This window comes from Thalassolituus sp. UBA2590 (assembly GCF_002339775.1).
Classification (GTDB): Bacteria; Pseudomonadota; Gammaproteobacteria; order Pseudomonadales; family Oceanobacteraceae; genus Thalassolituus.
This window is the reverse complement of sequence record NZ_DDKU01000172.1, coordinates 2,618-28,973: the sequence shown is the minus strand read 5'-3', so window position 1 is coordinate 28,973 and position 26,356 is coordinate 2,618. Positions and strand designations below refer to the sequence as shown.

The following is a 26,356-nucleotide window of genomic DNA, read 5'->3' as shown; positions in this document are numbered from 1 at the left end:
ACCCCGGTGCACCATTCATGAATGGGCCGATTAATGGCGAAGATGTATTTATCCCCGTTGACTGGATCATCGGTGGCCCTGAAATGGCCGGTAAAGGTTGGCGTATGCTGATTGAATGCCTGGGTGCCGGTCGAGGCGTTTCGCTTCCTGCTCTGGCTACCGCAAGTGGTGAAGTTGGCTATCGCATGACCGGCGCTTTCGGCAAGATCCGTCGCCAGTTCAAGACGGAAGTCGGCAAATTCGAAGGTGTGCAGGAAGCGACATCGCAGATCGCTATTCTTGGCTACACGCTTGAAGCAATGCGTCACCTTGTGACGAAGAGCCTGGAGTCCGGCACTCCATCCGTGATTACCGCCATGGCGAAGTACCACGCGACAGAAATGATGCGTACCCTGATCAATCACGGTATGGATGTCGCCGGTGGGCGAGCCATTCAATTAGGGCCTCGTAACTTCATGGCACTGCCTTATCAGAGTGTGCCTATCGCGATCACAGTGGAAGGGGCGAATATTCTGACCCGCTCGTTGATGATTTTCGGCCAGGGGTCAATGCGTTGCCACCCTTATCTGTTCGACGTTATTCAGACACTGCAAACCGATGATAAGAAGCAGGGGCTAAAAGATTTCGACCGCCTGTTCTTTGCACTCGCTGGCAACAGCATCAGCCGTACCATGCGCGCATTCGTGCTTGGGCTCAGTGGCAATCGTCTGGCAAATGCACCAGAGAAAGCGGACAGCTTTACCAAAGAGTGGTACCAGCGCATCGACCGCATGAGTGCTGCACTGGCCTCTTCAGCAGACCTTGCGCTGGGTGTTCTTGGTGGCGACCTTAAGCGTCGTGAACTTCTGAGTGCTCGTTTAGGCGATGTTCATAGCCAGCTGTTTATCGCATGCAGTATTCTTAAATACTACGAAAATCAGCCTGCAAGTACCGCTGAAAAAGTACACGCCCGTGCCTCATTGCATCAGGCTCAGTACACTGCTCAGGAAGCTTTGTTCGACTTCTACGACAACTTCACGGTTCCGGGCATCGCCGGAGTATTTAAGCGTCTGGCGTTCCCATACGGTCGGATTCTGAGAAAGCCTGATGACGATCAGCTTCGTGCGCTCGGTGACCTGATCATGGAGGACAACCCTGTGCGTCAGAAATTTGGTCAGTTCATTCATAACAACCTTGAGCCAAGCGACGCTTTCGGCCGTGTTGAAAGCACGTATCAGAAACTGCTGACGGTTGACGATGCGTGGGGAAAATACAACAAAGCAGAGTCCCGAGGAAAGCTCGCGGGAGACAACATCGATGCCCGCCTCTCCAGCGCTGTTTCTCAGAATATTATTACTCAGGAAGAAGCCGATAATATTCGTGAGTACGACAAGCAGCGCTATGACGCTCTGTTAACCGATGCCTTTGAGAAGAGCTTTTTTGAAAAAGCGGAAGTTGAGGTAAAAAATCCGGCAGCTGATGCCAACGTTAGTTGAACACTCCCCTTGTTCAGCACCCTTGAAGCGGCATGAATGCCGCTTTTTTTTATTGCATCAACACCGGTTGTAAATCCTGATAAGGCATATTCACTACCTGAATCTGATAGTCCAGATAGCCGTTAATACGGAGAATGTAATTTCCCGGTATTATACTGGGCATGTAATACATACCATCTGAGCCGGTGAAATAGGTGTAAACCAGCTGAGGGCCAAAGTTAGTAAACACGATAAGTTCGACCGTCGCTCCCGACGCAGGGAAAAGGTCGCCGGTATAGGGATGACGAATATCCACCCTCCCCCTCAGATTCGTCGCCAAAGCCAACTCAGACAAAAAAAGCAGTATCGTAAATGCGATGGTTTTCATTCTCCTGCTCCTGTCACGGGTGTCATGTACGAGGTTTCAGAGTATCTTTGTCCTGGCTGAGTGAGCGTTGTAATTTCGATAGGCTCACTGAACTCAATGGTTCTGGTCTGATAATTAACCACCATGTCACTCCCCGTTAATGCTGCTTCAGACGTCAGATTAATCTTGCCGCGGCCAAAGCCCTTAACGTCCAAGGTAATCATTCTTTTAGGAGGCGAACCGTCTGGTGAGCCAGGTATCTTGAAATGAATATCTCCATTCGCACTGCTTAAAACACGGGGCTCGAGAGATATTTCCAGTAGATCAAACAGCAGAGGATTATTGATGACGTTGCCCTCACCATCGCGAAGTTCAAGCGTTCCGATGATACTCCAGGTTGGTTCATTCGGATTTCGGATCTCGAGAATACGAGCCTCGGTTTCAGATAACGCATTTATACTGATAACCAGAGTAATAAGATATGCAGCAAAGGCACCGGACGAATTAATCTTAAGCCCTGAGAAGCTGCCACTGGCAACCACAGACGTGGAGGGGAAGATCTTATAAATAAGGATTGAAGGTACAAGGGGAATCAGAAAATAAGTCAGATACAAAGCAAAAGACAGCATGATCCCTGCAATTTCTCTATCCATGAGAATCTCTCCGTTTCGTACTTGAGTTACATCACTCTATTGATCACCTTACTGCCAGACGAGCACCCCATCTGCGGTCTCACAGTTCATCACTGAATTACTCGCGTCATTTATGTAGACCTGCTGACTGGCTGACACACTATAAGTCAGATATTCAGAGCAATATGCGCTCTGACCGTTCCCTACAACTACTTTTGTACCCGCCTTGAGCTCACAAGTCACAAGCTTATCCAGCGGTGACCATTGATAGCAGATTTCGAAGTCTTCACGATATTCAGCAACCTTTCCTGACGGCTTATTGAACGCCCACCAATTGCCATAGGTGCTTCCGGGATTAGTACTGTTCCAGGCGCGATAAAGGGTAACGATTTTTACGCCAGTTGAAATATACACCTGCCCCTGGCACAAGCCGCCTTTGCCAGGCTCTCCGAGCGCAGCATTTAATAAGTCTGAATCAACGGCTGGAACAAAACTGTCGCGCAATGACGCTGGCAAATCGGTTGTTCCGATACAGGGCTCAGGAGCCACCGAGGCCGTGTCTGGCTGCTTACTTTGAGCAGGATGAGTTGCGGGCATCTGCGCACATGACACAAGAGTCGCAATACTGAGGCTAAGAATGAGTCCTTTCATGGTAAATCCATGTTGGCGTTTAACTCTTTCCAGTAAGCCGGGGAGTATCGTAATTTGCAAGTATCCGGGACAAGCATATCCAACCTTCGGTTAACGAGTCCGACAAACTGGCCCCATGTGCACCATGAGTTGGCGCATTTCATTGCATCGATGGTCACACAAACGCTCCGGCGCCGACCATACTGTGGCTTCAGCCTTCTCAGGGCTTCACTTCACAGTCAGGGAATCGATATGAATGTCAGCTTCCGCCTCGCCGCTCTTTTAATCATTTTATCTCCGGCCTCTTATGCCCAGGAATTTAATGACTGTAAGCTTCAGTACCCTATCGTCTTATCCCACCATTTTGGCTTACGGACCATCTGCCCTGACAGCTGGACAGCTGGACAGCTGACGAGTGCATGACGCGAGAATCCGATAATCTGCAGAAGTATTGCGCAGCCTGGGATTCTGATAATGGCTGCCAAGAGTGGATTCTACCTGCAGATGAGGCTCACCTGCCGCCGCGCATCGACAACCTTTATGACAACCGCCTCAAACGTACCAGCGATATAGCGCAATACCATCGCTACTTCAGTAAAGACATCGTTGACCGCCTTAAAGCCTGCGGCAACGAGGTATTTATCGCCGACAAACCAGCCTACGCAACCTATCACATACGTGCCCGCTCCCTCCGCAATACGGTCTATGAAGCTTTATCCGCGACGCAGGCAGACAAGGTAATCATTATTGGTACATCACAAGGAACTCAGGATGCTCGTTTCATGACAACTGCTTTGCCAGCCAGCGATAGCGCCCCAGAAGAAGGCTCTATGGCAAAGCATGTCGCTGCGGTGGTAGGACTTTCTGGCGAGCACCTCGGCGCAGAAATCGCGACCATCGGTATTAATGGTATGTATCTTTCCAATTATGTGTTTGGCAACGGCTGGATTGACCCTGTTGCTGGCGAACCCTTCTGGGAATTCGAAGAAGGCGAGCGTCTGAATACAGACCTCATGTGGCGGGAGGTAGGAGATACAACCACAGACGAGGCTCTGTTAAACCAACCTCTGGTTCTGACCGAAGGATACGACCCTGATAATCCGGACGAGTATGACCTGGATATTAACGGTCAGTTCAGAGCCTTCCTGAGTGGCCTGACTTCTCTCTCAAGTCATTACATGCGAGAAGACTTTTACCGTGATGAGACTGCGTGGCGTGACCTGCTGGATGCGATTGGCGTACAGGAGGAAGGTTGGTACGAACTCGTGAACGAAGACAACGAGAACTGTAATGGCGTAAGTTACTTCAGTTATTCAGCACGCATAAGAAGTTGGGATTACGAATACTGGGGCGACGCGACTTTTTATCTTGGGGTCACCGCCCTATACGGCCCTAATGATGGCTATACCACGATGGACTCTCAGAATTTCGATAAGATTGGCTATCCACCTTGTGCGGATAGCCGCAGTAACTTCGAGCATATCAAGACACTGGATGGCAGTATTTTAAGCCACGGTTACTATCACAATTACTTCACCGGCCGGAATAAATACTACGGCCCTCAGGAGAGTTGGCTTCAGGAGCGGCCTCCCTATCAGGGTTCCGTGGCCGATTTTTATGAGCAGGTAATGAGAGACCTAATCGAACGTGGTTTCTGACTATCGCTAGTCGGTAGTATTTACTCCGAGAATACAGGATCAAGACACCTCTGCACCGGGCGCCGACAGATTTCACGCTGGGCTGCAGGTGTCTTCATCCACCGGGTGACGGCTTTATCATAAGCCACCCGCTCTGGAACACCGGTATCAACCGGCTGACCGATGCTGTTCAACAGTGCTTCACGCTCAATCGCAATATGGTCAGCAAGGCGCATAGCAAGCTCCTGCATATCACCGTTCTCGCGTGAGTACACATCAATATGAAAAATCTCTTCCCCTTCCATACGCTGAAACTCACGAATCTGGATCCAGCGCGTTTCTCTCGGGTCACTTTTGATGTTCCAGAGGGCGTAATCGTTGATGGTTTCGGCATGAACGCTAATGACTGGTATTGCGGCCATAACGTAAACCACAAGTCGGGAGAATGTGCTCATATTCGATCCGGTTTTTATTGTTGTGATGGAAGGAAGATAACGAGAGGCTGACCTGTTGGCAATACGTTTTGCATCCGGATCTCCGGAATACTATGAGTGCCTCGTCATTGACTCTGACGCCATACGGCACCGCTCTGCGGGCACGAATAACTGGGTCATCAGGTAGGATTTGAACTCTTCAGGGTACGCCTGTGACTTTAGCGCTTCTTCCATACACAACAGCCAGGCATCCCGCTCAGCCTCGCCAATCGGCAAATGAGCATGGGCCCGAGGGATCGCGATTGGCCCGTACTTTTCGCGATACAGGCGCGGCCCTCCTAACCAGCCACACAAGAAGCGCGTCAGCTTATCGCGTGATTCGGTTAAATCCGCGGGGTGCATATCGCGGATTTTTTTAGCCGCAGGCAGAGCCTCCATCGCATCGTAAAAGCCGTCAACGAGGGCTTTTATACCCTCGTACTCTCCCGCAGCACGGAAAGAAGCATCTTCAACACCATAGGCGGCCACCATCAGGCAAACTCTTCCATAAAGTCTAGTGACGCCTGGTGACGGATAGTCCGGCGGTGGTTCGCCCAAAGCTCTTTAACCTTTTCCTGGTTACACTGCTGCCTGTCGACCAGCACCCGAGTCTGCAACTCCCCTTTCTTCTGTCCGCCGGTAAGCGGTACTTTTGAGAAGACAAACTGGTTCGAAACCAGATCCATAAATGGTCCCGATTTACTGGTCGGCATAATAAACAACAACTGCAGACCCAGGCTCTCGGTAAGGTAATTAATCACCTCTTTAGAGCGGGTTTCATCCATTTTCGAGAAGGCTTCATCCACTAGCACAATACGCAGGTGAGTATCCCCTTCATTAAAGCGGAAAGCTGAAGTAATCGCTGCTGAACGAATAATGTAGGCTGGCGTCTCTAGCTGGCCACCGGACCCTGTACCGTATTGCGATAGAGCGATCGGTTCTTTATTCAGCGGTTGTTTATAAATCTCATACGACCGGTAATTACGGTAATCAGAAATACGCTCAAGCTCGCGCATCGCTTTCTGCTCGTCATCGTCGAGCAGCATATCCATTAACTGATCGCGAACCTTAACGGAACTGGCAGAGAGCTCAGCCGTAAACAGAGTCGCACCGTCTCCCAATGCCGGATTTTTGATCACTTCATCAAAGAACTGGAAGTACTCTTTGTACTCTGGCACCCATTCCCAATCGAACCAATAGGTTTCGCGGTCAGCACCAAACTGGTGATGAGCCAGCTCTTTATTCAGGTCTTCAAGAATACGTTTGCCGTCGTTGATCGCCTGATAAATTGAGTGACACAGGTTGGTCACAAAGACGTTATTAAAGCTTTCACGTAATTGATGCAGCTTGTCCTGCTTCTCGACCAGAATATTATTCTTCAAACGGTTGTGAACACGTTCGACTTCGCGCTGAAGGTCACACACACCGGTAAAAAATTTCGCACCATGCTCATCACGATAATCCGGAGCGTAAACAATCGAATCGACGGTCTGGCAAGTCTGATTGTGTTCAGTGATGTTCCGCTCAATTTCATACGCAATGGAATTGAGCTCCTGAGAAACCGATTTTCGCAGGTTCTCAATTGCATCAACCGGGCTTTCTTCGGCCTCTTTATCCGCTTGTTCCAGGCGCTTCTCAAGATCAAAGTCAGGCCAGATACCCACGATAGAGCGCAGGGCATCTTCTTTAGCGTCAGCCGTGTCTGATGTCTGCTCCTGATGCTCACTCAGTGCCTTAACGGCTTTTTCAGCATCATTTAACTGTTGTTGCAAACGGCCAAGCTCACCATCCAGCTCTTTTATCTGTGCATCGAGGTCGTCCGCTTTTTCTTTAAGTGCGGTAAATTCGTGCTCAATATCACCGAAGCTGGAGACATCCACGCCTTTCAGTGAATTTTCAGCCTGCGTCATCGCATACTGAGTATCGAGCATCGATTGCATCTGGTCTGCGAAGGTAACGTGACGCAGAAGATTAACCGCATCAAGTAACTGCTGCGCCTGACGAAGCTGATAGTTTGCTTCGTTAGCAACGTCTTCGAGCATATTCACTTCGCTGCGCTTCGCCGCAAGTGCACGCTCGCGCGCTCCTAAACCGAAAACGAGATCCGCATCTTCAAGGTCACAGCGATAAATAGAATACGCACCCGAGCCCAGACCTTCTTTCGTCACACCACGACGTGTCATACGCAGCGCCTGAATATCGGCTACCTGCTCGACCGTGCCGTAACTGGCTTCAAGATAATAACGGGCAGTCGCGTGTTCAAAATCCATCAGGTGGATAATGGAATTCGCCGGAATTTTCATCCGTTCACTGTCTTTTTTCGCTTTCTCACCCTGAATAACACGAGCGCGGCTGCCACCCGGAATCTGACGAAGAATATGCGCAGCTTCGGCTTCAAACGCAGACTCAACAATAATACTGAAGCGCGCTCCACCGATATAACCTTCGACCGCACTCTGCCAGTCTGGGTCAGTGACCTCAACGTAGTCCGCCAGTACGCGCGGTTCTGCCTGCGGGCATTCACGCATAATCGCTTCGAGCGCCTGGCGCACATACCCTGGATACGTCGCCTGGCGTGCCTCAAGGCTGGAGATTTCATTCTGCTTCTGCACCATACGGTGCTTCGCTTGCTGAAGCTTCTGATCACGACGGTCCGCCACACGGGCAATCTGATCGCGCAGTGATACGCCGCTGCTTTCCAGTTCAGTATCATGGAAGCGATCGCGCCAGCTGTTTACCAGTGACTGTTGGGTGCGGGCATCGTCGAGGTGAGCTTCCAGAGGTGAAAGATCGATCCAGTCTTTACCGAGGAGTTTACGGAAGTCGACGGCACCATTGTCTTTAATAGCCAGTACTTCGCGCGCTTGCTCCGCAATACGTTTACTACCCAGAGACGGAATTTCTGCAGCGACGTTAGTTTTCTGCAACGCCCCATATAAAAGCTCAGTAGCACGTAGCGATGCCTGCAACATCTGATCCTGCTCAAGCAACGGAATTGCCTGCTGTTGCAGCTTCGCTTTACCATCATTGATCGCCTGCTCTGCGGCATCTTTATCCTGCAGCGCGTCGATGCCCTGACGGCGGGCTTCCATACTGATTAATTGCTCGCGCACCTGCTTACGGCGATCCTGTGCAACGTCACGCTCTTTCTGAGTTTTATTCAGAGACTCACGAATCTGCTGCTGGATTTCTTTCGCGTTCAGGTAATTCTTCTGGTCGTTAAGATAACGACTGCGCGCTGCGGTGTATTCGAGAACGTTGTAGTCGATCCATTGATCAATATACCGCCCTGCACTGTCTCGCGTGCCACTCAGCATTTCAATGGACTCAGCGAGTTTATTCGCATCGGATTCCATCGCATAAATGGTCTTCATCAGATCCGAGACACTGCGAATTGCATCGCCCATGTCTTTGGCTTCGAGAATTTCATTCGCCACGAAACCATTTATACTTTTAACCGGCTTGTAGGCCATAAAGCGCGAGAAGGTACGCGCGGCATTCATTGCCTCGCGCTCCGGAACCGCATCGTTGCGGCCACGCAGAGCACCGTACAGTCGACGCAGATATTGTTTCTTGGTGTCGTACTTCTCTACGCTGTTCGGGTTGATCCTGCGCGCGAGATTTTTTGTCAGTTTCCCAAGTGGAATAACTTCCTGATGAGAGTCATCAAGGTCCAGCAGAAAGTCATTCTGAGTTAACTCTTCACCAGCCACGATAAAAAACTGAATATCATTCTGGCGCGCTACCGGTGCACCACCAGCACGATCCACCGTCGCACTGACACCAATAATCGCCGTGAAAGGTTCACCACTTTCGCCTTGGGTTGGATAAAAAACCGCACCGAGATAACCCACGGCGCCATTCGGGCGCGCATAACTGCCATCATCACAACCCAGCACGTAGGAAGCCAGTGTACGAACGTTTTTACCACGACCACGCTGTGTCGCTTCGTCCTGACCCGGATTGTAGTGAAACAGCGTATCGTGCGCTGCGGTCATGATGGTCTGAATAGCATCAGCAGCCGTCGTTTTACCCGAGCCGTTGCCACCCGATAGCAGATTAATCGGACCAAACTCAAATTCAGTCGCCGGGATATTGCCCCAGTTGATGTAAATAAACTTCTTCAGGAACATATCGTTTTATTCTCCGAACAGGCTGACGGGTTGCTTGGTTTCAGGTTCTGCCTGATCTTCTTTGTCTTCACTTTCTGCTGCGTCATCCGCCGATGCACTTTCGACATTTTCTGATGACTTTCCATCTTGATTCGGCCCATCAGTGCCAGCGCTGATATCTTCAGAAGTAACCGCTTCAGGCTCAGCTTCCTGTTCAGATTCATCTTCTGCAATCGGCTCTTCAGACGCAGGCACGTCAGAAACAGACTCTTCGCCAACGTTGGCCTCTGCTGCAGCCGGCGTATCTTCACTCTGGCCGGCTTCAGAATTTAATTCGGAAGTCTCGTTATCGCCTTCGTCGTCTTCATCGGTCGCCATTAATTCAGTAAGCACTTCATCGCTGACGTAGCTCATGATCATTGGGCGAATACGCAACCAGATATCACCATCGTGGACGCTGTCTTCATTCTGCAGTTGAACAAGACGCATCTGACGCAACTTACGGAACAGCGCTTTCCGCTCAGTGACGTTTTCTGGCAGGCTGCGCTTCAGCAGGTTTTTCATGGCGATCGTCAGGCCTTCAAGTGACACCATGACACAACCTTGCTCATCAACAGCCCCTTCGCGCAACGCTTTGTCGTACTGCGCGCGCAGTACGAGAATCAAAGCGACTTCGCTCTGATTCAGACGCTGGCGGAACGCTGGGTTGCCAACATTCTGCTGATCTTCATCCATCCCTGGTACCTGAGCGCCGGGCGGATATAAACGAATAAACTGAAAGCGCTTATCGTGCTGAATGCGGATACCCAGAACAGAAAGGTACTCGCCCACCAGTTCTTCGATACGGACAAACCGGTCGTACAGGGTTTGCTCGATCTGAGATTCATCACGGCAAATTACTCCGTAATCGAGCAAGCGTACCAGCAGCTCAGAATATTCTTTCTGGCTGAGGCCTTCTTTTTCCAGTTCGCGATCTATTTCATGCAACATAATCTGATTCTTTTCTCTGTACCCACTCAGGACTGTTTCTGAACAAGTTCGAAGGTAAAGTGGTCTTTTTTGATGAAGTAACCGTCACTGTTTTCTTCGCGCGGATTCTCATCATAATCAATAAGGAATTCGAACTCTGACGAGAGTCCATCGGCTGCGCCCAAACCAATCGCATGTGCAACCGCCAGGAAGTCTTTTGCCGATTCAATCGGGATATCGCGTGTGGATATTTTTTTACCGCAACTGAGCTTGCTGCTCATAAAATGCCGCAGTGCCTGTTGGTTCACCAGGAAGGCCTGATCCAATACCTGCTGCACATAGATCTCTCGACGGGCATCGACATCAAAATCACCTTTGCCGTCATCCAGTGCCGCTTCGATCTTCTGGCGTGTCCGGGTAGCGTGCATGCGCACTGAGGCCGGATCAACCAGGCGGAGCTGCGGTACTTCCATCAACTCCCCAGCTCGCTCCAGAGCACTCGCCTGTTCTTCTTCAGTAAGCGACGAGAGATGCTTGCATACCGCAAGAACATCGTTGTGTTGTTGCGATGCCAGATAACTCATCTGACGAATGATAATGTCAGCCCGCTTGGTAAAGCTCTGCAGGGCACGACGTAATGCAGGCAGCATGATGTCGCTGGCATTCCGCATCCGCAGTTCTATGCCATCGAGGATGGTCCACAGAACTGAACTGCCCTCTTTGGCCAGTTCTGGTAATAACTCACGCAGGCGTTTCTCGGCGTTGGCTTTGAATTCGACGTCCTGTTTACGGATACGATCAATCAACCCCTGAATCTGGTCCCGGTGCTTCTCAACGTTGTCTGCCGACAAGCGCACAGAGAGATCTGGCTGGAAGCGGTTCTCCATGAAGTCGAAGAAGGCTTCACTGGCGCGTTCGATCAGTAACTGGTCTTCCATCTCACGAACAAGGTCACGCTTACGCTCCTCAAGCTCGCCAATCACATCGGTAAAGTCACTGATGATACGCTCGGAATACTCATAGGCATCGAGCAGATCGTAGATGTCACCGCGCTCCTGAAAGGACTCAAGGGAGTTTCGGGTATTCCGCGTATTTCGATGACGTGTCCGGGCCATCGCCCGGCTTTCTTCGATGAAGGGTTCAGTGAACTGACGCCCGAACCGGGTAAAGCCAAAGGTGCTCTGTAAGCTGGCCTCATCGACCTGCTTCTCAAGCCAGCCGTATTCAATGAGTTGATTCAGTACCCAACCTGCCTGTTCACGGCTGGTACGGAAGCGGCTCTCGCTGGACTCATCCTCACTGTCGTATTCGTCAGCCAGAACCGGAGCCCGCACTAGAGCTTCCTGAAAGACTTCAATCACGGTGTCTCGTTGAATCGCCTGACCATAGTCAGCACTGCTAGAGCTGTAGAGCCTCTGATAGAGCTCTTTCAGACACTCCATGACCTGCGCTCGATACTTACCGGTTAACGGGCGGAAAAACTGGCTCCGTTCCTGCTCAAAAAACATACAATTTCTTATTATTCCAGCGCGATTAAAGAGGAGTAGATTACTTAAAGGATGAGGCGTTGGCCAGCCCGATGAGAGCCCTGTCACAATGTCTGCGCAACGCACTGCATTCTTCCGCATCGGAGGGTATAATGGCCCGAAATGCCAATCAGGATCTGGTCGCTTTGCGCAAAGGAATTTCTGTGCCTTCCATACTCTCTTTCATCGCGGCGCTTTGTCTGCTCATCACTGCTGCGCTTCCGGCCTTGGCCCTGCCCTCAGTGCAGGATCAATCGCCTCTAATTCTGGATGCTGGCTCGACTTACCTCGCAGGTAAGCATTGGCAGTATCTGAAAACGGATAAGCTGTCAGTAGATTCAGCCTCAGAACAACTCGCAACTTTGCACGAGCAGCAGCCATGGCAACGAAGCACTGATGAATACCCGAACCTCGGGGTTGGTGATGCTGGTTATTGGTTCGTAATGCAGGTGCAAACGAAAGATGATCGCGACTGGTTTCTTCGTAATAGATATTCGCTTCTGGATACCGTCGCTCTGTTTCAATGCCCAGAGGGCATACGCGATGCGAATCAATGCCATGTAGCCCGAGGGGGAGACAGGATCCCCTATACTGAGAGAGCCATAGATCATCCCAATCTGATTCTGCCACTGGACCTCACACCAGGTAACACATACGACCTCTACCTGTATGTCACCACAGAAGGGACCTATCAGCTACCTATGGAGTTCGTTGATCAAACGACTCTTAACACCCAACTCATCAATAATGGTGTATTCCGGGGGGCGTACTACGCGGTCATGCTGGCCATGGCGCTCTACAATCTCATTCTCTTTTTTGCAGTACGTGACCGGCTATACCTCTACTACACCGCATTCGTCAGTAGTTTTCTATTCTTTCATATGAACTTTGAAGGCTCCGCCTTCGGCTATTTCTGGCCAGATAAGCCCGAACTGAATGCGTTTATGGTCCCTCTGTCGTTTGCTATCAGTCAATTTTTCTTCGCCCTCTTTCTGCCCCAACTGCTGATGCTAAAAAACTATTGCCCGAAAGCCGCCATGGTTTATCGGGTCTACGTCCCTGTGACACTTGGCTTCGCCATATTATCTATGGCAGCGCCATACCAGACTGCAGTTAGCATCCAGAATTACGTGAACTCCCTTCTTGCGATTTACACTCTCGTAGCCGGGATCCGTGCCTGGACGCAAGGCCACAAACCCGCCAAGTACTTCACCATCGCCTGGCTATCTTTCATGATGGGCGTAATCTCAGCAAATATGAGTACGCTTGGGGTGATTCCGGGTACCCCCCTGATTCTATACGGCTACCAGATTGGTTCGGTCTTTGACGTCATTCTGATCTCGCTTGCAATGGGGGCACGGATCAACATGTTGCGAGAGGCGCAACAGGAAGATCAGCGCCGCCTGAGCGATAGCCAGTCACAGGCTATACGCTACCTCAAGCAATACGAAGATCTATATCAGAACTCCATTTCAGCACGCTTTCAGCTTAACAGTCGCGGTGAGATTACCGACTGTAACCCGGCGTTCGCCTCTGCGCTCGGTTTTCCATCGGTGGGAGAAGTTGTCGAAGCTAAGCCGCATTTTGATCAGTTTGTTGAGTCTCCGCATGCTTCGATTGAGCTCTGGGAGGTACTTGATAGCGATACGAGGGTCACTGGGTACGAACTGATTCTGATGCCGCGGCGTGGCAAAGCCGTGAATGCAATTCTCACGATGCGCCAGGAGGTCTCGGATCAAGGGTATCAATGGGTTGGATCATTTCTGGATGTCACTGAAAAGTACGATCAGGAAGCGGCTCTACGCAAAATGGAAGACAACCGGAATCAGTCTTTACAACAGTTGGTGATGGGTGTTTCGCATGAAATGAATACGCCCCTGGGTAATATCCGGCTGGCGACCACACACATTAAGGGGCGGGTCGACGATAACGAGATTCTTGTCGATAGCGAACTGAAAACTGCGATCCATCAGGTGACGGACAACATCTCCCGGCTTGCTGAGCTGAATCAGCTGATTCAGTCATCTATGGGCGCAAGTTCTTCACAATATGCCGATAGCATCTACCTACGGGCATGGCTGGGTGACTGGAAACAAAGAGCCCAACATCAATACCGCCATCTCTCACTGGAAGTTATCAGCTACCCTGACACCGCACTGTGGCGCGGATACACCAGTCTACTGGAACAGATTCTGAATCAGCTTACTGAGAATGCCGTCGTACACAACCCTGAGAAATATGAGCAGCAGGCACTCTATGTGCGAATCTCAGCCTCCGTTGACAACGGGGTGCTCGATATTGAATTTCAGGACAATGGCCGTGGCATAAGTACAGATCACCGCGAAAAGATATTTTTGCCGTTCTTCACAACACGTCGTTCAGAGGCGACTAAAAAAGGATTGGGGCTTTACGAGGTGCGGAACCTTGTGACCAACATTATGAAAGGCAGCATCGTAAGCCCTCCATCGTCACAGGGCTTCACTCTGAGTATACGCTTGCCTGAAGCAATCAAAGAAACAGAAAGCACAGTCGGTTCTGCCAGTAAAGTCAGTTGGTAATTGTTGGCCTCTAACCAGAATGGTGCAGCAACCAGAATGGCGCAGTAGCAAGAAAAGGTGCAATACCAGGAAGTGACCCCGGGCGCCGCATAACCGCAGCGCCCGGGCCGTTTTTTTACAGGCCGGCAGCCAGCTCACTGGCGAGACGGATAGCGCGCTTAGCGTCGAGCTCACCCGCGAATTCAGCGCCGCCAACGAGGTGTGTACGGAAAGCGGTTTCTTCCTTGAGTGCTTCATAAATGCCGTTCACGGACACCTGACCAGCACAAACAACGATGTGATCAACGTCTAACACACGAGGTTCAGACGTCTCACCTTTCGTCACAGTAATATGCAGACCCTGATCATCGATTTTGTCGTAGCTGACGCCACCGACCATTTCGACATGCTTCATTTTCAGCACTGCACGGTGTACCCAGCCAGTTGTCTTGTTAAGCCCCTTACCGTGCGCGGACGTTTTGCGCTGCAGCAAGTAAAGCTTGCGAGGCGAAGGCTCCATATCTGAAGCAATCAGACCACCACGCTCTGTGTTTGTAATATCCACACCCCACTCTTTCATCCAGGCGTCTTTGTTCAACGTTGTTGATTCACCTTCATGCGCCAGGTATTCACCGACGTCAAAACCAATACCGCCTGCCCCCATAATAGCGACCTTGCTACCCAGCTTCATTTCGTTGGCGAGCAGTTCCTGATAAGTCACGACCTTGGCGTGGTCGATTCCAGGCATCTTAGGCACACGAGGCTCGACACCAGTGGCGACGATTACGTCATCGAAACCGGCGGCTTTGAGTTCATCGGCTGACGTCATGGTATTCAGTTTCAGATCGATGCCTAAGCGTTCAATCATGGTATTGAAATAACGAATCGTCTCTTTGAATTCCTCTTTACCCGGAATGCGTGAGGCGTAATTAAACTGACCGCCAATCTCGCCACGTCCTTCAAAAAGAGTGACATTATGACCACGCTCTGCTGCCACAGTCGCAGCAGCAAGGCCCGCCGGACCTGCGCCAACCACAGCCACTTTACGAGGAGTGCTGGTCTTCACATACTTCAGAGAGGTTTCATGACAAGCGCGAGGGTTAACCAGGCAGCTCGCACGCTTATTCTGGAAGGTGTGGTCAAGACACGCCTGGTTACAGGCGATACAGGTATTGATCTCATCAACGCGGTCTTCCTCGACCTTCTTCACCCAGAAAGCATCAGCCAACAGTGGGCGAGCCATAGATACCATGTCGGCCTTGCCACTTGAAATGACCTCTTCGGCCGTGTCCGGCATGTTGATCCGGTTTGACGCCACAACAGGAATGTTAACCTGCTCTTTTACTTTAGCCGTTGCATCGACAAACGCCGCGCGTGGTACCGACGTTACGATGGTAGGCACACGCGCTTCATGCCAGCCGATGCCTGTATTGATCAGTGTGACACCCTCAGCTTCGAGTGCTTTCGCCAGGGTAATTACCTCTTCCATAGTCGAAGCATCTTCCACCAGATCCAGCATCGAAAGACGGAACATGATAATGAAGTCCGGACCTACCGCTTTACGGACAGCACGAACCACTTCAAGCGGAAAGCGCATGCGGTTTTCATACGAGCCACCAAACTCATCGGTACGCTTATTGGTGCGCGCATTCAGCATCTGCGTGATGAAGTAACCTTCTGAGCCCATGATCTCAACGCCGTCATAGTTAGCTTTCTGAGCCAGCTTCGCCGCACGGGCGTAATGACCAATAGTCTTATAGACCTGTTTAGTCGTCAGCTCACGTGGTTTAAAAGGGGTAATCGGCGACTTAATCGCTGAAGGAGCAACGTTAAACGGGGTGTAACCGTAACGACCAGCATGCAGCAACTGAAGCAGGATCTTACTGCCATTCTCGTGCACCGCTGATGTCACCTTCTTATGAAACGGAACCTGCCAGCTGCTGAGCATTTTAGAACCGAAAGGCAAGAGATCACCCGAGCGGTTCGGCGAAAAGCCACCGGTAACCAACAGGCCCACCCCGCCGCGGGCACGCTCAGCGAAATATTCAGCCAGTTCACTGAAGTGCCAGGGGCGATCTTCAAGGCCGGTATGCATTGAGCCCATCATGACCCGATTTTTCAGAGTGGTGAATCCAAGATCAAGGGGTTCCAGAATATGCTGGTACTGGCTCATAGTCGTCTCTCATCTAAGTCAGCTCTGCGGCTGAGTTGTCATGGTTATAAGGCTCAGTGTAGCCAGTTCGCCATCATTTAAAATGATCAAAGATGACGATAAAGCTACCCTATAAAACACTTTTTAGCTACACATGAATAACTCTCATTTCTGGCCTTAATGAAGATACTGAACTAGTCTGAATCAGGCAGAATAAGTCTGGAGCACACCCATGTTCTTCTCTCGCAAACCTGTAAAACCCTCGGCAGAAGCATCGAATATCGCTGAAAAGCTCAGCGTGCTCGAATCTATTTACACAACTCAGGCTGTTGCTGAGTTCAGCCCAGAAGGCATGGTACTGTCAGCAAATACGCTCTATCACGACATGTTCGGCTGCGCCGACGGGTCACTGATGAACCGCCCTCACAAAGACCTGTGCCATAAAAAAGACGTCAATAGTCCCGAATACTCTTCCTTCTGGCAAAAGCTGGCGGCTGGCACTCTGGTTAACGGCCAGTTCCGTCGGAAGAAAGCCGATGGTAAAACCATCTGGCTGGATGCCACCTATGCGCCCATCCGGGACGCCGGAGGCGAGGTAATAAAAGTGGTGAAAATTGCTCACGACGTTACATCATTGATGGAGGAGAACAACCGCTTTACAGATGCATTTAAAGCGGTAGAGCGGTCAATGGCGGTCATTGAATTCAACTGCGATGGTGTTATTCAGCGAGCCAATGATAATTTTCTTGCCGCTACAGGCTATTCTGACAGTGAGATCGTCGGCAAACACCACAGAATATTTGTCCCCGAAGAAGACGCTTCCACCCCTGAATAGGAACAGTTCTGGAAGAATCTGGCGGAAGGGAAATTCTTCAGCGACCGCTTCCGCCGTGTGCGCAAAGATGGGACCGACCTCTGGCTCGAAGCATCCTACACCCCTCTTATCTCTTCCGAAGGTGATGTATATGGTGTCGTTAAATTCGCCACCGACATCACAGATAATGTTCAGAGGGCGCTGACAGAAAAAGAACGTGCAGCAAGTGCCTATCACATCACCACAGCCACTGAGCAATCCGCGTCGACTGGCACCGATATTATTCAGCAGGCATCCGATGAGATGACCAAGGTTTCAGCAGCGGTGTCGGAGGCTGCAAGTGTAATTTCTGAGCTGGGTGCTCAATCAGACATGATTACGTCTATCGTAAACACCATCCGGGGGATCGCCGACCAGACAAATCTACTGGCTTTGAACGCAGCCATTGAGGCGGCACGTGCCGGAGATCAGGGGCGCGGGTTCGCTGTTGTGGCTGATGAAGTCAGACAGCTCGCCGCCCGAACCAGCAGCTCAACCGAAGAGATTTCACAGATGATCAATAAAATGCAGTCCGGTACGTCTCTTGCGATACAGAGCATGGAGTCCTGTCAGCATCAGGCAGGAGAAGGGGTTGCTCTTGCGACCCGCGCTGGGGAGGTAATTCTCGAAATACGTCAGGGAGCACGTGAGGCTGTCAATGCGGTAAGCATTTTCAGTGACAGCCTGCACTGATCCGGAAAAGCCGGGCCTGAATCAATCGTCGCTGATCTGAATATCCGGTATCTTCTGATCAGTCTCTGACGTCGCCAGAGTCACGGCAAGGCGACGTGCCGCGTGGCGGTACATCATAGACACTTCGGAGCAATCATCCGCAGCAACCACGGGTAAGCCCGCATCGCTCTGCTTACGGATATAGGTCGACAGCGGTAAGGAACCCAGCACTTTAGTCTGGTAAGTTTCCGCCAGACGTTCTGCCCCGTCCTGCCCGAAGATATGTTCCGCATGGCCACACTGAGAACAGATATGCATACTCATGTTCTCAATCATACCCAGCACCGGAATATTCACTTTGTTGAACATCTCAACGCCTTTGCGCGCATCGGCCAGCGCAATATCCTGAGGTGTGGTCACAATAACAGCACCACTGACCGGAAACTTCTGGCTCAGGGTTAATTGAATGTCACCGGTGCCCGGTGGCATGTCGATCAGGAGATAATCAAGCTCGCCCCACTGAGTCTGCGTCAGGATCTGCATCAGAGCTCCCGACACCATAGGACCTCGCCACACCATCGGGGTGCTTTCAGTCACCAGATACGCCATCGACATAGACTTGATGCCGTGCGCCTCAACAGGAACGAACCACTTGTTATCGATGGTTTCCGGGCGAGTGCCCTCTTCAATGCCTAACATTATGCCTTGGCTCGGCCCATAGATATCGGCATCCAACAGGCCCACTTTGGCGCCATCTTTGGCAAGTGCTAATGCCAGGTTCACGCTGGTTGTCGACTTCCCGACACCGCCTTTGCCTGAGGCGATAGCAACAATATTCTTGACCCCGGCGATCGCTTCCAATGCCGACTGGCTCTTATGCTCTTCGACTTCCCAGGTAATATTGACGCGCGCGCTCTGACAACCGTCGATATTCTCAAGAGATGTCTGAAGAACCTGAGCAATACCACCTTTCAGGTACTCAGAGGGATAGTTCAGATGAATGTCGACTTCGATAGCCGGACCGTCAATGCGAATATCGCGGACGCAGCCAGCAGAAATCAGATCAGTCTCGAGATAAGGATCATGGTATCCGCTCAATGCGGCTTCAATCTGGGGTTGTGTTAATCCAGCCAACGGGTAGACCTCTGAAGGAAACAAGATGGCCGGATTGTACGCCGCTAAAAACAATAAGTCAGGCGTGCTCTGGAATACGAGGTACTGCCTGCAGAAGGTGCTGAGTGTACTCATGTACCGGCGCAGTCATGACCTGACGGGTCTCTCCCTGTTCCACCAGCTGTCCGTTCCGCATAACTGCAACACGGTGTGCCAGATGTGGAATAATCGACAGGTCATGGGTGATGAACAGATACGATAGCCCCATCTCTTCCTGAAGCTCCTGTAGCAACTGCAAAACCTGGCCACGAATAGACACATCAAGCGCACTGGTCGGTTCGTCACAGATAATTAATTCAGGCTCAACTGCAATTGCCCGGGCGATTGCAATCCTCTGCCGTTGTCCGCCAGAAAACTCGTGCGGATACCGGTTAAGGTGCCCGGCCTCAAGGCCTACACGCTCAAGAAGCTCACGAATCCGAGTCTCTCTGGATTCGTCAGTACCACCGAGACCAAGGCCCAGCATTCCCTCCTCGATGATTTCTCTGACCGTCATACGCGGATTCATTGAAGAGAACGGGTCCTGAAAAATCACCTGAATCCGCTTTCGATAAGAAGCGAACCTGCGTTGATTCAATTGACCGATCTCGTCACCGTCGAAGTGTATAGTGCCACCAGCGGTATCTTCGAGTCGAAGAATTGCCCGCCCTACCGTGCTTTTACCAGAACCAGACTCTCCGACCAGGGCCAGCGTTTCACCCCGGCCGATAGTAAAACTGACACCGTTGACAGCTTTCGTGTATCCAACGACACGCTGAAGCACGCCGCGCCGTTCAGGAAACCAGACTTTAACGTCCTTAACATCCAGCAGTGGCGAGTGAGTTTCATAATCGAGGTAGTCGTCAGGTTGCGGTAACGCATGAATTAACTGACGGCTGTATTCATGGCTAGGGTTCACGAAAAACTGTGAGCGGTCAGCTTGTTCCAGAATTGTACCGTGACGCATTACCGCTATTCTGTCCGCCATTTCTGCAACGACGCCCATATCATGGGTAATCAGCAGAACAGCGAGTTCGCGGCTACGACGAAGTTCATTAAGAAGCTCAAGAATCTGCTTCTGAATCGTCACATCCAGTGCTGTTGTTGGTTCATCCGCGATCAAGAGTTCCGGTTCGCACGCTAATGCCATTGCAATCATCACGCGTTGTTTCTGCCCACCTGAAAGCTGATGCGGATACCAGTTAAGGCGCTCTTCAGGGTTCGGAATCCCGACTTCTTTCAGTAGTTCAATAATTGCGGTATCCGGAGCATCGCCCCTGTGCAGAGTCAGTACCTCACCGATCTGTTTACCAATGGTCTGTACTGGGTTGAGGGAGCTCTGTGGCTCCTGGAACACCATGGCAACCCTGCGTCCACGAACCGCGTTCATCTGAGTTTCGCTCAAAGCAAAGAGCGAATCGGTACCAAGCTGAACATCACCGCCCCTGATGCTCAAACCTTCACCGAGTAGGCGCATGATAGCCAGGCTGGTCAGAGATTTCCCTGAACCACTTTCACCGACAAGAGCGAAAACTTCGCCAGCATTAATTTCAAAACTGACGTCATCAACAAGACAACTGCCGCCCGCACCAATAACCAGATTATTTACCTGTAGTAATGGCTTCATTTGTTATCTCCACTACCGGACATGCGGGGGTCAAAGGCATCGCGAACACGATCGGAGAACAGGTTTGCTGCCAGCACCAGTACAAACATCAGGATAAAGGCGGCTATAACAGACCACCAGACAACCGGCTCCCGAGCCAGCTCAGCTCTGGCTTCATTGATCATATTGCCCCAGCTCTTCATCGAAGGATCAACACCCACGCCGATATAACTCAGAACCGCTTCAGCAAGCACGAAACCGCTGAAATCCAGTACCAGTGCAATCAGAATCAGGTGCGTCGTGTTGGGTAGGATATGACGCATAATTACGCGCCAGCGACTGACGCCAAAGGCGTGCGCGGCCTGTACATATTCCAGCTGGCTAAGTTTAAGTGTCTCTGCGCGCAGCAGCCGACACAAACCAGTCCAACTGGTCATACCGAGAATGAAACACAAAGCGACAAATTTAAAATCGGCACGGTCGCTCAAAAGTTTGAATTGCTCAGGGTGTGTTTCTATATAGACGTCGATCAGAAGCACAGAAGCAGCAATCAGAAGAATGCCCGGAATTGAGTTGAGCGTCGTGTAGATATACTGAACAACGTCATCGACCCAGCCCCGGAAATACCCTGCTGAAATCCCCAACAATACTGCCAGCGGCAAAGTAACCAGGGTTGCCAGCGTGCCAATCAGGACGCCAGTTCTGACAGCTTTCACCGCACCATAGAGAACGTCCTGACCTACCTTATCGGTACCGAGGACGTGGTAAAACTGACTCATATACAGAGCCCAGCTCGATACCACAACAATGGCAGAGAAAGTAAAATAAATCACCGGCCACGGAAGTCGCGAACCACGCTTTTTCATGAGGGAATGGTGCAGAAATATAAGGATCAACACTGGGACCAGTGTCCAGCCAATCACCGTCATACTTTTTACGACGATGTCAGCCCCATGCTGGGCATCATCGTCCAGGTGACTTCCTCCATGCTCAAGGCGTGGGTAGTCACGAGTAACACCGCCTTCCGGTAATTCCATGCTTTCTTTAGCGAAAGAGTGAATCGCAAATGGGGCGGAATATGTTTTTTCGTCTCGCCCCAACATAGGTGCCAGCGCAAGGTCCAGCAAACTCGTGACTTCAGGTGCATAGTGGACCTCGCCAGAATCTCCGGCCTGATCCAGTTTCTTCTGAAAATGAACCGAGTCCGTTAATGCAATCAGGACGTAAAACAGAATCACCAGAAATGACGCGGAACCGATACGTGATTCAAAGACCTGAGACCAGCGTTTACAGGCCAGAGGGTTGCGGACCACAGTAACGATAAAAGCGCACAGTGAAGCCACTAAAAGGAAAATTAAAATATCACTCCAGAGGAGGTGGAGGCGTACGTCAAATACTTCCATCAGGACAACCTCACCCGTGGATCAACCAGTGTGTACGAAATATCAGTCAGCAGAAGTCCGATGATGTAAAGAACAGAGCCAAGAAATACCATGCTGCGCACGATGGCAAAATCCTGAGCCTGGATCGCATCCAGGGTGTAACTGCCCAGCCCCGGAATGCCGAAGAAAGACTCCACCAGCAAGCTACCCATGAAAAGTGAAGGAATGACCACGACCACACTGGTCAGAATCGGGATCATACCGTTTGGCAGAATATGCCGGAAAAGCACAGTCAACTCGGCCACACCCTTAGCGCGCGCAGTACGCACATAATCTTTATTCGCCTCTTCCAGAAACAAAGTACGATACAGCCGCGTGCCACCGCCAATACCCGAAATCACACCGATAATCACGGGTAATAACAGAAAGCGCCAGGCATCTGCACCGCCGAGATAACCGGAAATAGGCACCAGACTCCACTCTTTAGCGAAGAAAAACTGACCCGCAATCACATAGAACACACCGGAGACAGACATCAGCCCAACGCAGAGGATCATGGCTGACGTGTCGAAGATGCTGGCCCGGAACATCACAACAAACAACGCAAATGCAATGTTGACGGAAATACCGATGATAAATGTTGGCAGAGCAACGGCGAGGCTTGGCCACATTCGTTGCTCAATATCCGCTGCGATATTTCGTCCGGCATCCGATTTACCGAAATCCAGAGCAAAGAGACTGAGGGACTTTTCGAAGAAGATGGTTTCAGTGAATGCCCCTGCTCCTTCTGCGTCGCCGTTAATCAGCAGAGGTTTGTCATAGCCGCGCTGCGCTTTCCACTCCTGCACAGCTTCTTCGGTGACATGCTTATCACCCAGCTGTACGCGCGCCATCTGCTCCGGTGTATTCACAACAAAAAACAGAGCAAAAGTAAGAAGATTTACACCGATAAGAATAGGAATGGCATAAATCAGTCGACGGATAATGTAGGCCAGCATTACTTATCTCCCCCTGCTGGACGAATACGATGATTCAGCCTGCGTCGATAGGCCAGATAACCTGGCAGTGCAGTGACTAGAATAATTATCACGACCATGAATAATGGCCATAAAACCGGGCTGTTCCACTCTGCCTGCATGCGGGCACGCTGTTCCGGATCAATACGCAGATACTTGAGGACAGACTTACTGATGCCATGGGGTTTGCTGTTATACACCCAGGCATTATTGAGTACGTAGCTGTGTGGATGAAACGACGAGGCCCAGGGCATTTCATGGTGCAGAATATCGATCATCTCGCGGATAATTTCCATACGCTCGGGGCTGTTTTCCATCAGTTTCATTTCTTCAAACAGCGCATTGTATCGGGCGTTATCGAAGTTGCTCGAGTTAACACCAGCACCTTGAGTAACGACCTGCCCGTTCGGGCCGTATAAGAGAAAGAGGAAATTCTCAGCATCAGGGTAGTCCGCTAGCCAGCCCCACTGGAACATCTGAGCATTACCCGCTTTCATTTTGTCCTTAAAGCGGTTGTAGTCAGTACCGCGGATATTGAGCTGAATTCCGATTTTCCTGAACTGCTTAATCAACCAGCTTTGAGCCGCGCTCCCGCCTGAGCCAACGGTGTCGAGATTCAGTACCAGAGGCTCCCCCGTTTCGGCATTGCGACCATCCGGGTACCCTGCTTTCGCCATCAGTTCACGGGCGACATCTGTATTTTTTCTGACGGCTGCGCCATCAATCCAGTCAAATACAGACTCGTTCATGCCCTCCTGTCCTTCCTGATATCCAAAAATACCGGGAGGAATCGGACTCATCGCCGTTTCTCCGCGTCCATTATAGAAAATGGATATGTACTCTTCCTGATCGTAAATAATCGCGATGGCCTGTCGCAAAAGACGCTTCTTCTCACGCTCTTCCGCCGTTCCTGTATCACCGATCACATCGTCGAGCATGTTAAAACCGAAATAATAGGTTCCCGGAGTGACCGCCACATCAAGGCTAATTCCGCGCTCGCGCATTTCATCCGACAGACCTATCCCCTCTGAGCCGACGCTGATCGCCTGATCAAAGCTGTCGCTGGCGATACCCGAGCGATCGTAATAGCCCTGCAGAAACTTACTCCATAGCGGGATCGACTCTTTTTCAAGGCGATACACCACTTTGTCGATGAATGGGATTTTCTGCCCTGCATCATCAAGTAACCCTGCGGTACGATCTGAAATCTCACCCTCTGCTGGGTAAAAATCATCACGATAATTCGGATTCTTTTCCAGAATGATGGCCTCATTCGGATCATTCTGAGTCATCATGTACGGGCCCGTACCGATCGGATACCAATCAAGCGTTATATTTTTATCGGCCATTCCCGGCATGCTGTAGAAGCGGTCTGCTTCGAACGGTATCGGTGCAAAGAAGTGGAACGCCAGCCAATAGCTGAATTGTGGGTACTTACCTTTGAGTCGTATCCGGAAGCGATAGCGGTCGATGACCTCAACCCCGCTGAAGTCGAGCGTACGGAGATCAAGCCACTCACCTTCCTGCTGCGCCTCACGTTCTGCCTTAGCAACTTCAGCAAATTCGTTCATGCCCAGTATGTACTCTGACATCAAGCCCCGAATCGGTGACAGCAAGGTCGGATCAGCCAGTCGTTTCAATTGGTAAGCGTAATCTTCAGCCACAAGCTCACGGGTACCGGTTTCGCTGAAATCATTCAAGGAGCTGTAGGGCTCCGCATCATCCAACGACTCAAACGCATAGACAGGTGCCCCTGAGGTATCCAGGGCAAGCGCTGGGTGTGGTTGATAATAGATGCCCGGCGTTAACTCGAAGAGATAATCACTGTAGGCAAGATCCGGTGAGTCTGAAGCCACTTCATTACCTTCAGCGTCGAGATAAACGATCTCTGGCATACTCAACAGCGTATTGGGCTCCAGCTCAAAAGGTCGTTTCAGATAGTGATACTGAAGTGGTGGATCATAAATCTGATCAATAAACCGACCTTCATCAGAACTGTAGGAGATCACAGGATCCAGATGCTTGGGTGGCCCGGAGAAATTCGAGTACAGGATGTTTTTTCCTGCTTCATCCTCCGGGTGTGGGTTGTTCCACGCGCCCTCACTGCAACCGCTGATGAGAAACGTAAACGCCACTGCCAATGCAGCGACGACGAGCGATCCCTGTGTATTCATTTATCTCCCGTACTGGTCGGATGCAGACCAGACTGCAAACTGAGCTTAACCGGTTCAATGATTTTTATCGTAATTCCATCGAGTCTGCCAGCTTTTAGCGATCAGGCAAACTCCTGTAACGACTCTCTGGTTGCTTTCCTGTTGCTTCCTGGTTGTTCACGGGCTTCCCGGCGTTACAGCTAAGAGTGGTAACAGGAACGCATCTTATTCCAAATAGCTATTACTACTAGTGACTTATGTTCTTGTACGACATAACGCTATTTTGGGATAATGCGCGCCCGAATTCTCCAGACCCCGCGGAAACACACACTTTCTATAGGGTTTTAACGATAGCAGAGGAAAGATGACAGAGTACCTCCTGATACTGGTCAGTACTATCCTGGTGAACAACTTCGTGCTTGTTCAGTTTCTGGGACTGTGCCCTTTTATGGGGGTTTCCAACAAACTGGAAACCGCCATTGGCATGGGCGCGGCCACCACCTTCGTACTGACACTCGCCTCCGTCTGTAGCTATCTGGTGTACAACTACCTTCTGGTACCGCTCGACCTGACATACCTGAAGACCATCAGCTTTATTATGGTTATCGCCGTGGTGGTTGGCTTTACAGAACTCGCCATCCGCAAAACCAGCCCGCTGCTCTATCGTGTTCTGGGTATTTTTCTTCCGCTCATTACGACCAACTGCGCGGTCCTGGGTGTTGCCCTGCTCAACATCAAGCGAGACAACACCTTCGTAGAATCCATCCTGTATGGCTTCGGTGCCGCCGTTGGGTTTTCACTGGTCATGGTTCTGTTCGCTGCCATGCGTGAACGCATTGCTGTTGCTGATGTGCCTGTCGCCTTTCAGGGCTCAGCCATCGCTATGATTACTGCGGGTCTTATGTCTCTGGCGTTTCTGGGCTTCACCGGCCTGGTCAGCATCTGAGGTATTGGCATGAGTACTATCATTATCGCTATTGTCGTTCTGGCCAGCCTCGCAGCACTCTTCGGCGCCCTGCTCGGCTTTGCTTCA

18 protein-coding genes and 2 pseudogenes are annotated in these 26,356 nt (G+C 50.9%); 6 read left to right on the top strand and 14 right to left on the bottom strand.

Annotated features, from left to right (window positions below):
- A partial coding sequence (locus B2067_RS14665) for an acyl-CoA dehydrogenase domain-containing protein (protein ID WP_301388951.1) occupies nucleotides 1-1,475 on the top strand: 1,475 nt, incomplete at its 5' end.
- 49 nt (nucleotides 1,476-1,524) lie between these two features.
- Here B2067_RS14665 and B2067_RS14660 read toward each other — a convergent pair.
- The 3 genes from B2067_RS14660 to B2067_RS14650 are packed head-to-tail and all read right to left on the bottom strand — an operon-like array spanning nucleotide 1,525 to nucleotide 3,104.
- Nucleotides 1,525-1,842 carry a carboxypeptidase-like regulatory domain-containing protein gene (locus B2067_RS14660; RefSeq protein ID WP_068437667.1) on the bottom strand — a complete coding sequence of 106 codons (318 nt, stop codon included), beginning with the start codon at nucleotides 1,840-1,842 and terminating at the stop codon, nucleotides 1,525-1,527.
- The gene (locus B2067_RS14655) at nucleotides 1,839-2,474 is read right to left on the bottom strand and encodes a hypothetical protein (protein ID WP_068437664.1); all 636 of its coding nucleotides are present in this window, start codon (nucleotides 2,472-2,474) and stop codon (nucleotides 1,839-1,841) included. Before B2067_RS14655 ends, B2067_RS14660 begins: the two co-directional genes overlap by 4 nt.
- Before the next feature lie 48 nt (nucleotides 2,475-2,522).
- On the bottom strand, nucleotides 2,523-3,104 hold the full coding sequence (locus B2067_RS14650; RefSeq protein ID WP_301388950.1) for a hypothetical protein: 582 nt from the start codon (nucleotides 3,102-3,104) through the stop codon (nucleotides 2,523-2,525).
- A 398-nt stretch (nucleotides 3,105-3,502) separates the two neighbouring features.
- On the opposite strand from B2067_RS14650, the gene B2067_RS14645 reads away from it, so the two are divergent.
- Entirely contained in the window at nucleotides 3,503-4,741 is a 1,239-nt protein-coding gene (locus tag B2067_RS14645) for an esterase/lipase family protein (protein WP_301388949.1), read from the top strand.
- Nucleotides 4,742-4,761: 20 nt separating this feature from the next.
- Here the strand turns inward: B2067_RS14645 and B2067_RS14640 are convergent, their stop codons facing one another.
- From B2067_RS14640 to B2067_RS14620, 5 genes are all read right to left on the bottom strand, one after another.
- The gene (locus B2067_RS14640) at nucleotides 4,762-5,175 is read right to left on the bottom strand and encodes a DUF5086 family protein (protein ID WP_068437656.1); all 414 of its coding nucleotides are present in this window, start codon (nucleotides 5,173-5,175) and stop codon (nucleotides 4,762-4,764) included.
- A gap of 90 nt (nucleotides 5,176-5,265) precedes the next feature.
- The gene (locus B2067_RS14635; protein ID WP_068437653.1) at nucleotides 5,266-5,685 is read right to left on the bottom strand and encodes a group II truncated hemoglobin; all 420 of its coding nucleotides are present in this window, start codon (nucleotides 5,683-5,685) and stop codon (nucleotides 5,266-5,268) included.
- Entirely contained in the window at nucleotides 5,685-9,326 is a 3,642-nt protein-coding gene (locus B2067_RS14630; RefSeq protein WP_068437650.1) for an ATP-binding protein, read from the bottom strand. The genes B2067_RS14635 and B2067_RS14630 overlap by 1 nt, the downstream gene beginning before the upstream one ends.
- A 6-nt stretch (nucleotides 9,327-9,332) precedes the next feature.
- Nucleotides 9,333-10,295 (bottom strand): DUF4194 domain-containing protein, encoded by a 963-nt coding sequence (locus B2067_RS14625; RefSeq protein WP_297532973.1) that lies wholly within the window; start codon nucleotides 10,293-10,295, stop codon nucleotides 9,333-9,335.
- Nucleotides 10,296-10,321: 26 nt separating this feature from the next.
- Nucleotides 10,322-11,782 carry a Wadjet anti-phage system protein JetA family protein gene (locus tag B2067_RS14620; protein ID WP_068437641.1) on the bottom strand — a complete coding sequence of 487 codons (1,461 nt, stop codon included), beginning with the start codon at nucleotides 11,780-11,782 and terminating at the stop codon, nucleotides 10,322-10,324.
- Nucleotides 11,783-11,913: 131 nt separating this feature from the next.
- Between B2067_RS14620 and B2067_RS14615 the strand changes: the two genes are divergently transcribed.
- Nucleotides 11,914-14,358 carry a 7TM diverse intracellular signaling domain-containing protein gene (locus tag B2067_RS14615; RefSeq protein ID WP_301388948.1) on the top strand — a complete coding sequence of 815 codons (2,445 nt, stop codon included), beginning with the start codon at nucleotides 11,914-11,916 and terminating at the stop codon, nucleotides 14,356-14,358.
- Nucleotides 14,359-14,473: 115 nt separating this feature from the next.
- Here the strand turns inward: B2067_RS14615 and B2067_RS14610 are convergent, their stop codons facing one another.
- Nucleotides 14,474-16,510 (bottom strand): NADPH-dependent 2,4-dienoyl-CoA reductase, encoded by a 2,037-nt coding sequence (locus B2067_RS14610; protein WP_297532971.1) that lies wholly within the window; start codon nucleotides 16,508-16,510, stop codon nucleotides 14,474-14,476.
- Between the two features lie 211 nt (nucleotides 16,511-16,721).
- Here B2067_RS14610 and B2067_RS14605 point away from each other — a divergent pair.
- Nucleotides 16,722-17,486 (top strand): annotated as a pseudogene (locus B2067_RS14605) (PAS domain-containing protein); the annotation flags it as partial.
- Between the two features lie 213 nt (nucleotides 17,487-17,699).
- Nucleotides 17,700-18,035, top strand: a pseudogene (locus tag B2067_RS14600) (methyl-accepting chemotaxis protein); the annotation flags it as partial.
- A gap of 21 nt (nucleotides 18,036-18,056) precedes the next feature.
- Here the strand turns inward: B2067_RS14600 and apbC are convergent.
- The 5 genes from apbC to B2067_RS14575 are packed head-to-tail and all read right to left on the bottom strand — an operon-like array spanning nucleotide 18,057 to nucleotide 25,344.
- Nucleotides 18,057-19,148, bottom strand: a complete 1,092-nt coding sequence (gene apbC / locus B2067_RS14595; protein WP_068439830.1) for an iron-sulfur cluster carrier protein ApbC — start codon at nucleotides 19,146-19,148, stop codon at nucleotides 18,057-18,059.
- Between the two features lie 58 nt (nucleotides 19,149-19,206).
- Nucleotides 19,207-20,793: an ABC transporter ATP-binding protein gene (locus B2067_RS14590; RefSeq protein WP_301388947.1), complete on the bottom strand. Its 1,587-nt coding sequence runs from the start codon at nucleotides 20,791-20,793 to the stop codon at nucleotides 19,207-19,209.
- Nucleotides 20,790-22,175, bottom strand: coding sequence for an ABC transporter permease (locus B2067_RS14585; RefSeq protein WP_301388946.1), 1,386 nt, complete (start codon nucleotides 22,173-22,175; stop codon nucleotides 20,790-20,792). The genes B2067_RS14590 and B2067_RS14585 overlap by 4 nt, the downstream gene beginning before the upstream one ends.
- Nucleotides 22,175-23,152: an ABC transporter permease gene (locus B2067_RS14580; protein ID WP_076514650.1), complete on the bottom strand. Its 978-nt coding sequence runs from the start codon at nucleotides 23,150-23,152 to the stop codon at nucleotides 22,175-22,177. The genes B2067_RS14585 and B2067_RS14580 overlap by 1 nt, the downstream gene beginning before the upstream one ends.
- Nucleotides 23,152-25,344 carry an ABC transporter substrate-binding protein gene (locus tag B2067_RS14575; RefSeq protein ID WP_301388945.1) on the bottom strand — a complete coding sequence of 731 codons (2,193 nt, stop codon included), beginning with the start codon at nucleotides 25,342-25,344 and terminating at the stop codon, nucleotides 23,152-23,154. The genes B2067_RS14580 and B2067_RS14575 overlap by 1 nt, the downstream gene beginning before the upstream one ends.
- A 343-nt stretch (nucleotides 25,345-25,687) precedes the next feature.
- Between B2067_RS14575 and rsxA the strand changes: the two genes are divergently transcribed.
- Entirely contained in the window at nucleotides 25,688-26,269 is a 582-nt protein-coding gene (gene rsxA / locus B2067_RS14570) for an electron transport complex subunit RsxA (RefSeq protein WP_068439840.1), read from the top strand.
- Nucleotides 26,270-26,356 lie beyond the last annotated feature (87 nt).

Excerpts from the sequence above, each read along its gene's own strand:
- B2067_RS14660 (WP_068437667.1), bottom strand. The coding sequence starts at position 1,842 with ATGAAAACCATCGCATTTACGATACTGCTTTTTTTGTCTGAGTTGGCT.
- B2067_RS14655 (WP_068437664.1), bottom strand. The coding sequence starts at position 2,474 with ATGGATAGAGAAATTGCAGGGATCATGCTGTCTTTTGCTTTGTATCTG.
- B2067_RS14650 (WP_301388950.1), bottom strand. The coding sequence starts at position 3,104 with ATGAAAGGACTCATTCTTAGCCTCAGTATTGCGACTCTTGTGTCATGT.
- B2067_RS14645 (WP_301388949.1), top strand. The coding sequence starts at position 3,503 with ATGACGCGAGAATCCGATAATCTGCAGAAGTATTGCGCAGCCTGGGAT.
- B2067_RS14640 (WP_068437656.1), bottom strand. The coding sequence starts at position 5,175 with ATGAGCACATTCTCCCGACTTGTGGTTTACGTTATGGCCGCAATACCA.
- B2067_RS14635 (WP_068437653.1), bottom strand. The coding sequence starts at position 5,685 with ATGGTGGCCGCCTATGGTGTTGAAGATGCTTCTTTCCGTGCTGCGGGA.
- B2067_RS14630 (WP_068437650.1), bottom strand. The coding sequence starts at position 9,326 with ATGTTCCTGAAGAAGTTTATTTACATCAACTGGGGCAATATCCCGGCG.
- B2067_RS14625 (WP_297532973.1), bottom strand. The coding sequence starts at position 10,295 with ATGTTGCATGAAATAGATCGCGAACTGGAAAAAGAAGGCCTCAGCCAG.
- B2067_RS14620 (WP_068437641.1), bottom strand. The coding sequence starts at position 11,782 with ATGTTTTTTGAGCAGGAACGGAGCCAGTTTTTCCGCCCGTTAACCGGT.
- B2067_RS14615 (WP_301388948.1), top strand. The coding sequence starts at position 11,914 with ATGGCCCGAAATGCCAATCAGGATCTGGTCGCTTTGCGCAAAGGAATT.
- B2067_RS14610 (WP_297532971.1), bottom strand. The coding sequence starts at position 16,510 with ATGAGCCAGTACCAGCATATTCTGGAACCCCTTGATCTTGGATTCACC.
- B2067_RS14590 (WP_301388947.1), bottom strand. The coding sequence starts at position 20,793 with ATGAAGCCATTACTACAGGTAAATAATCTGGTTATTGGTGCGGGCGGC.
- B2067_RS14585 (WP_301388946.1), bottom strand. The coding sequence starts at position 22,175 with ATGGAAGTATTTGACGTACGCCTCCACCTCCTCTGGAGTGATATTTTA.
- B2067_RS14580 (WP_076514650.1), bottom strand. The coding sequence starts at position 23,152 with ATGCTGGCCTACATTATCCGTCGACTGATTTATGCCATTCCTATTCTT.
- B2067_RS14575 (WP_301388945.1), bottom strand. The coding sequence starts at position 25,344 with ATGAATACACAGGGATCGCTCGTCGTCGCTGCATTGGCAGTGGCGTTT.
- rsxA (WP_068439840.1), top strand. The coding sequence starts at position 25,688 with ATGACAGAGTACCTCCTGATACTGGTCAGTACTATCCTGGTGAACAAC.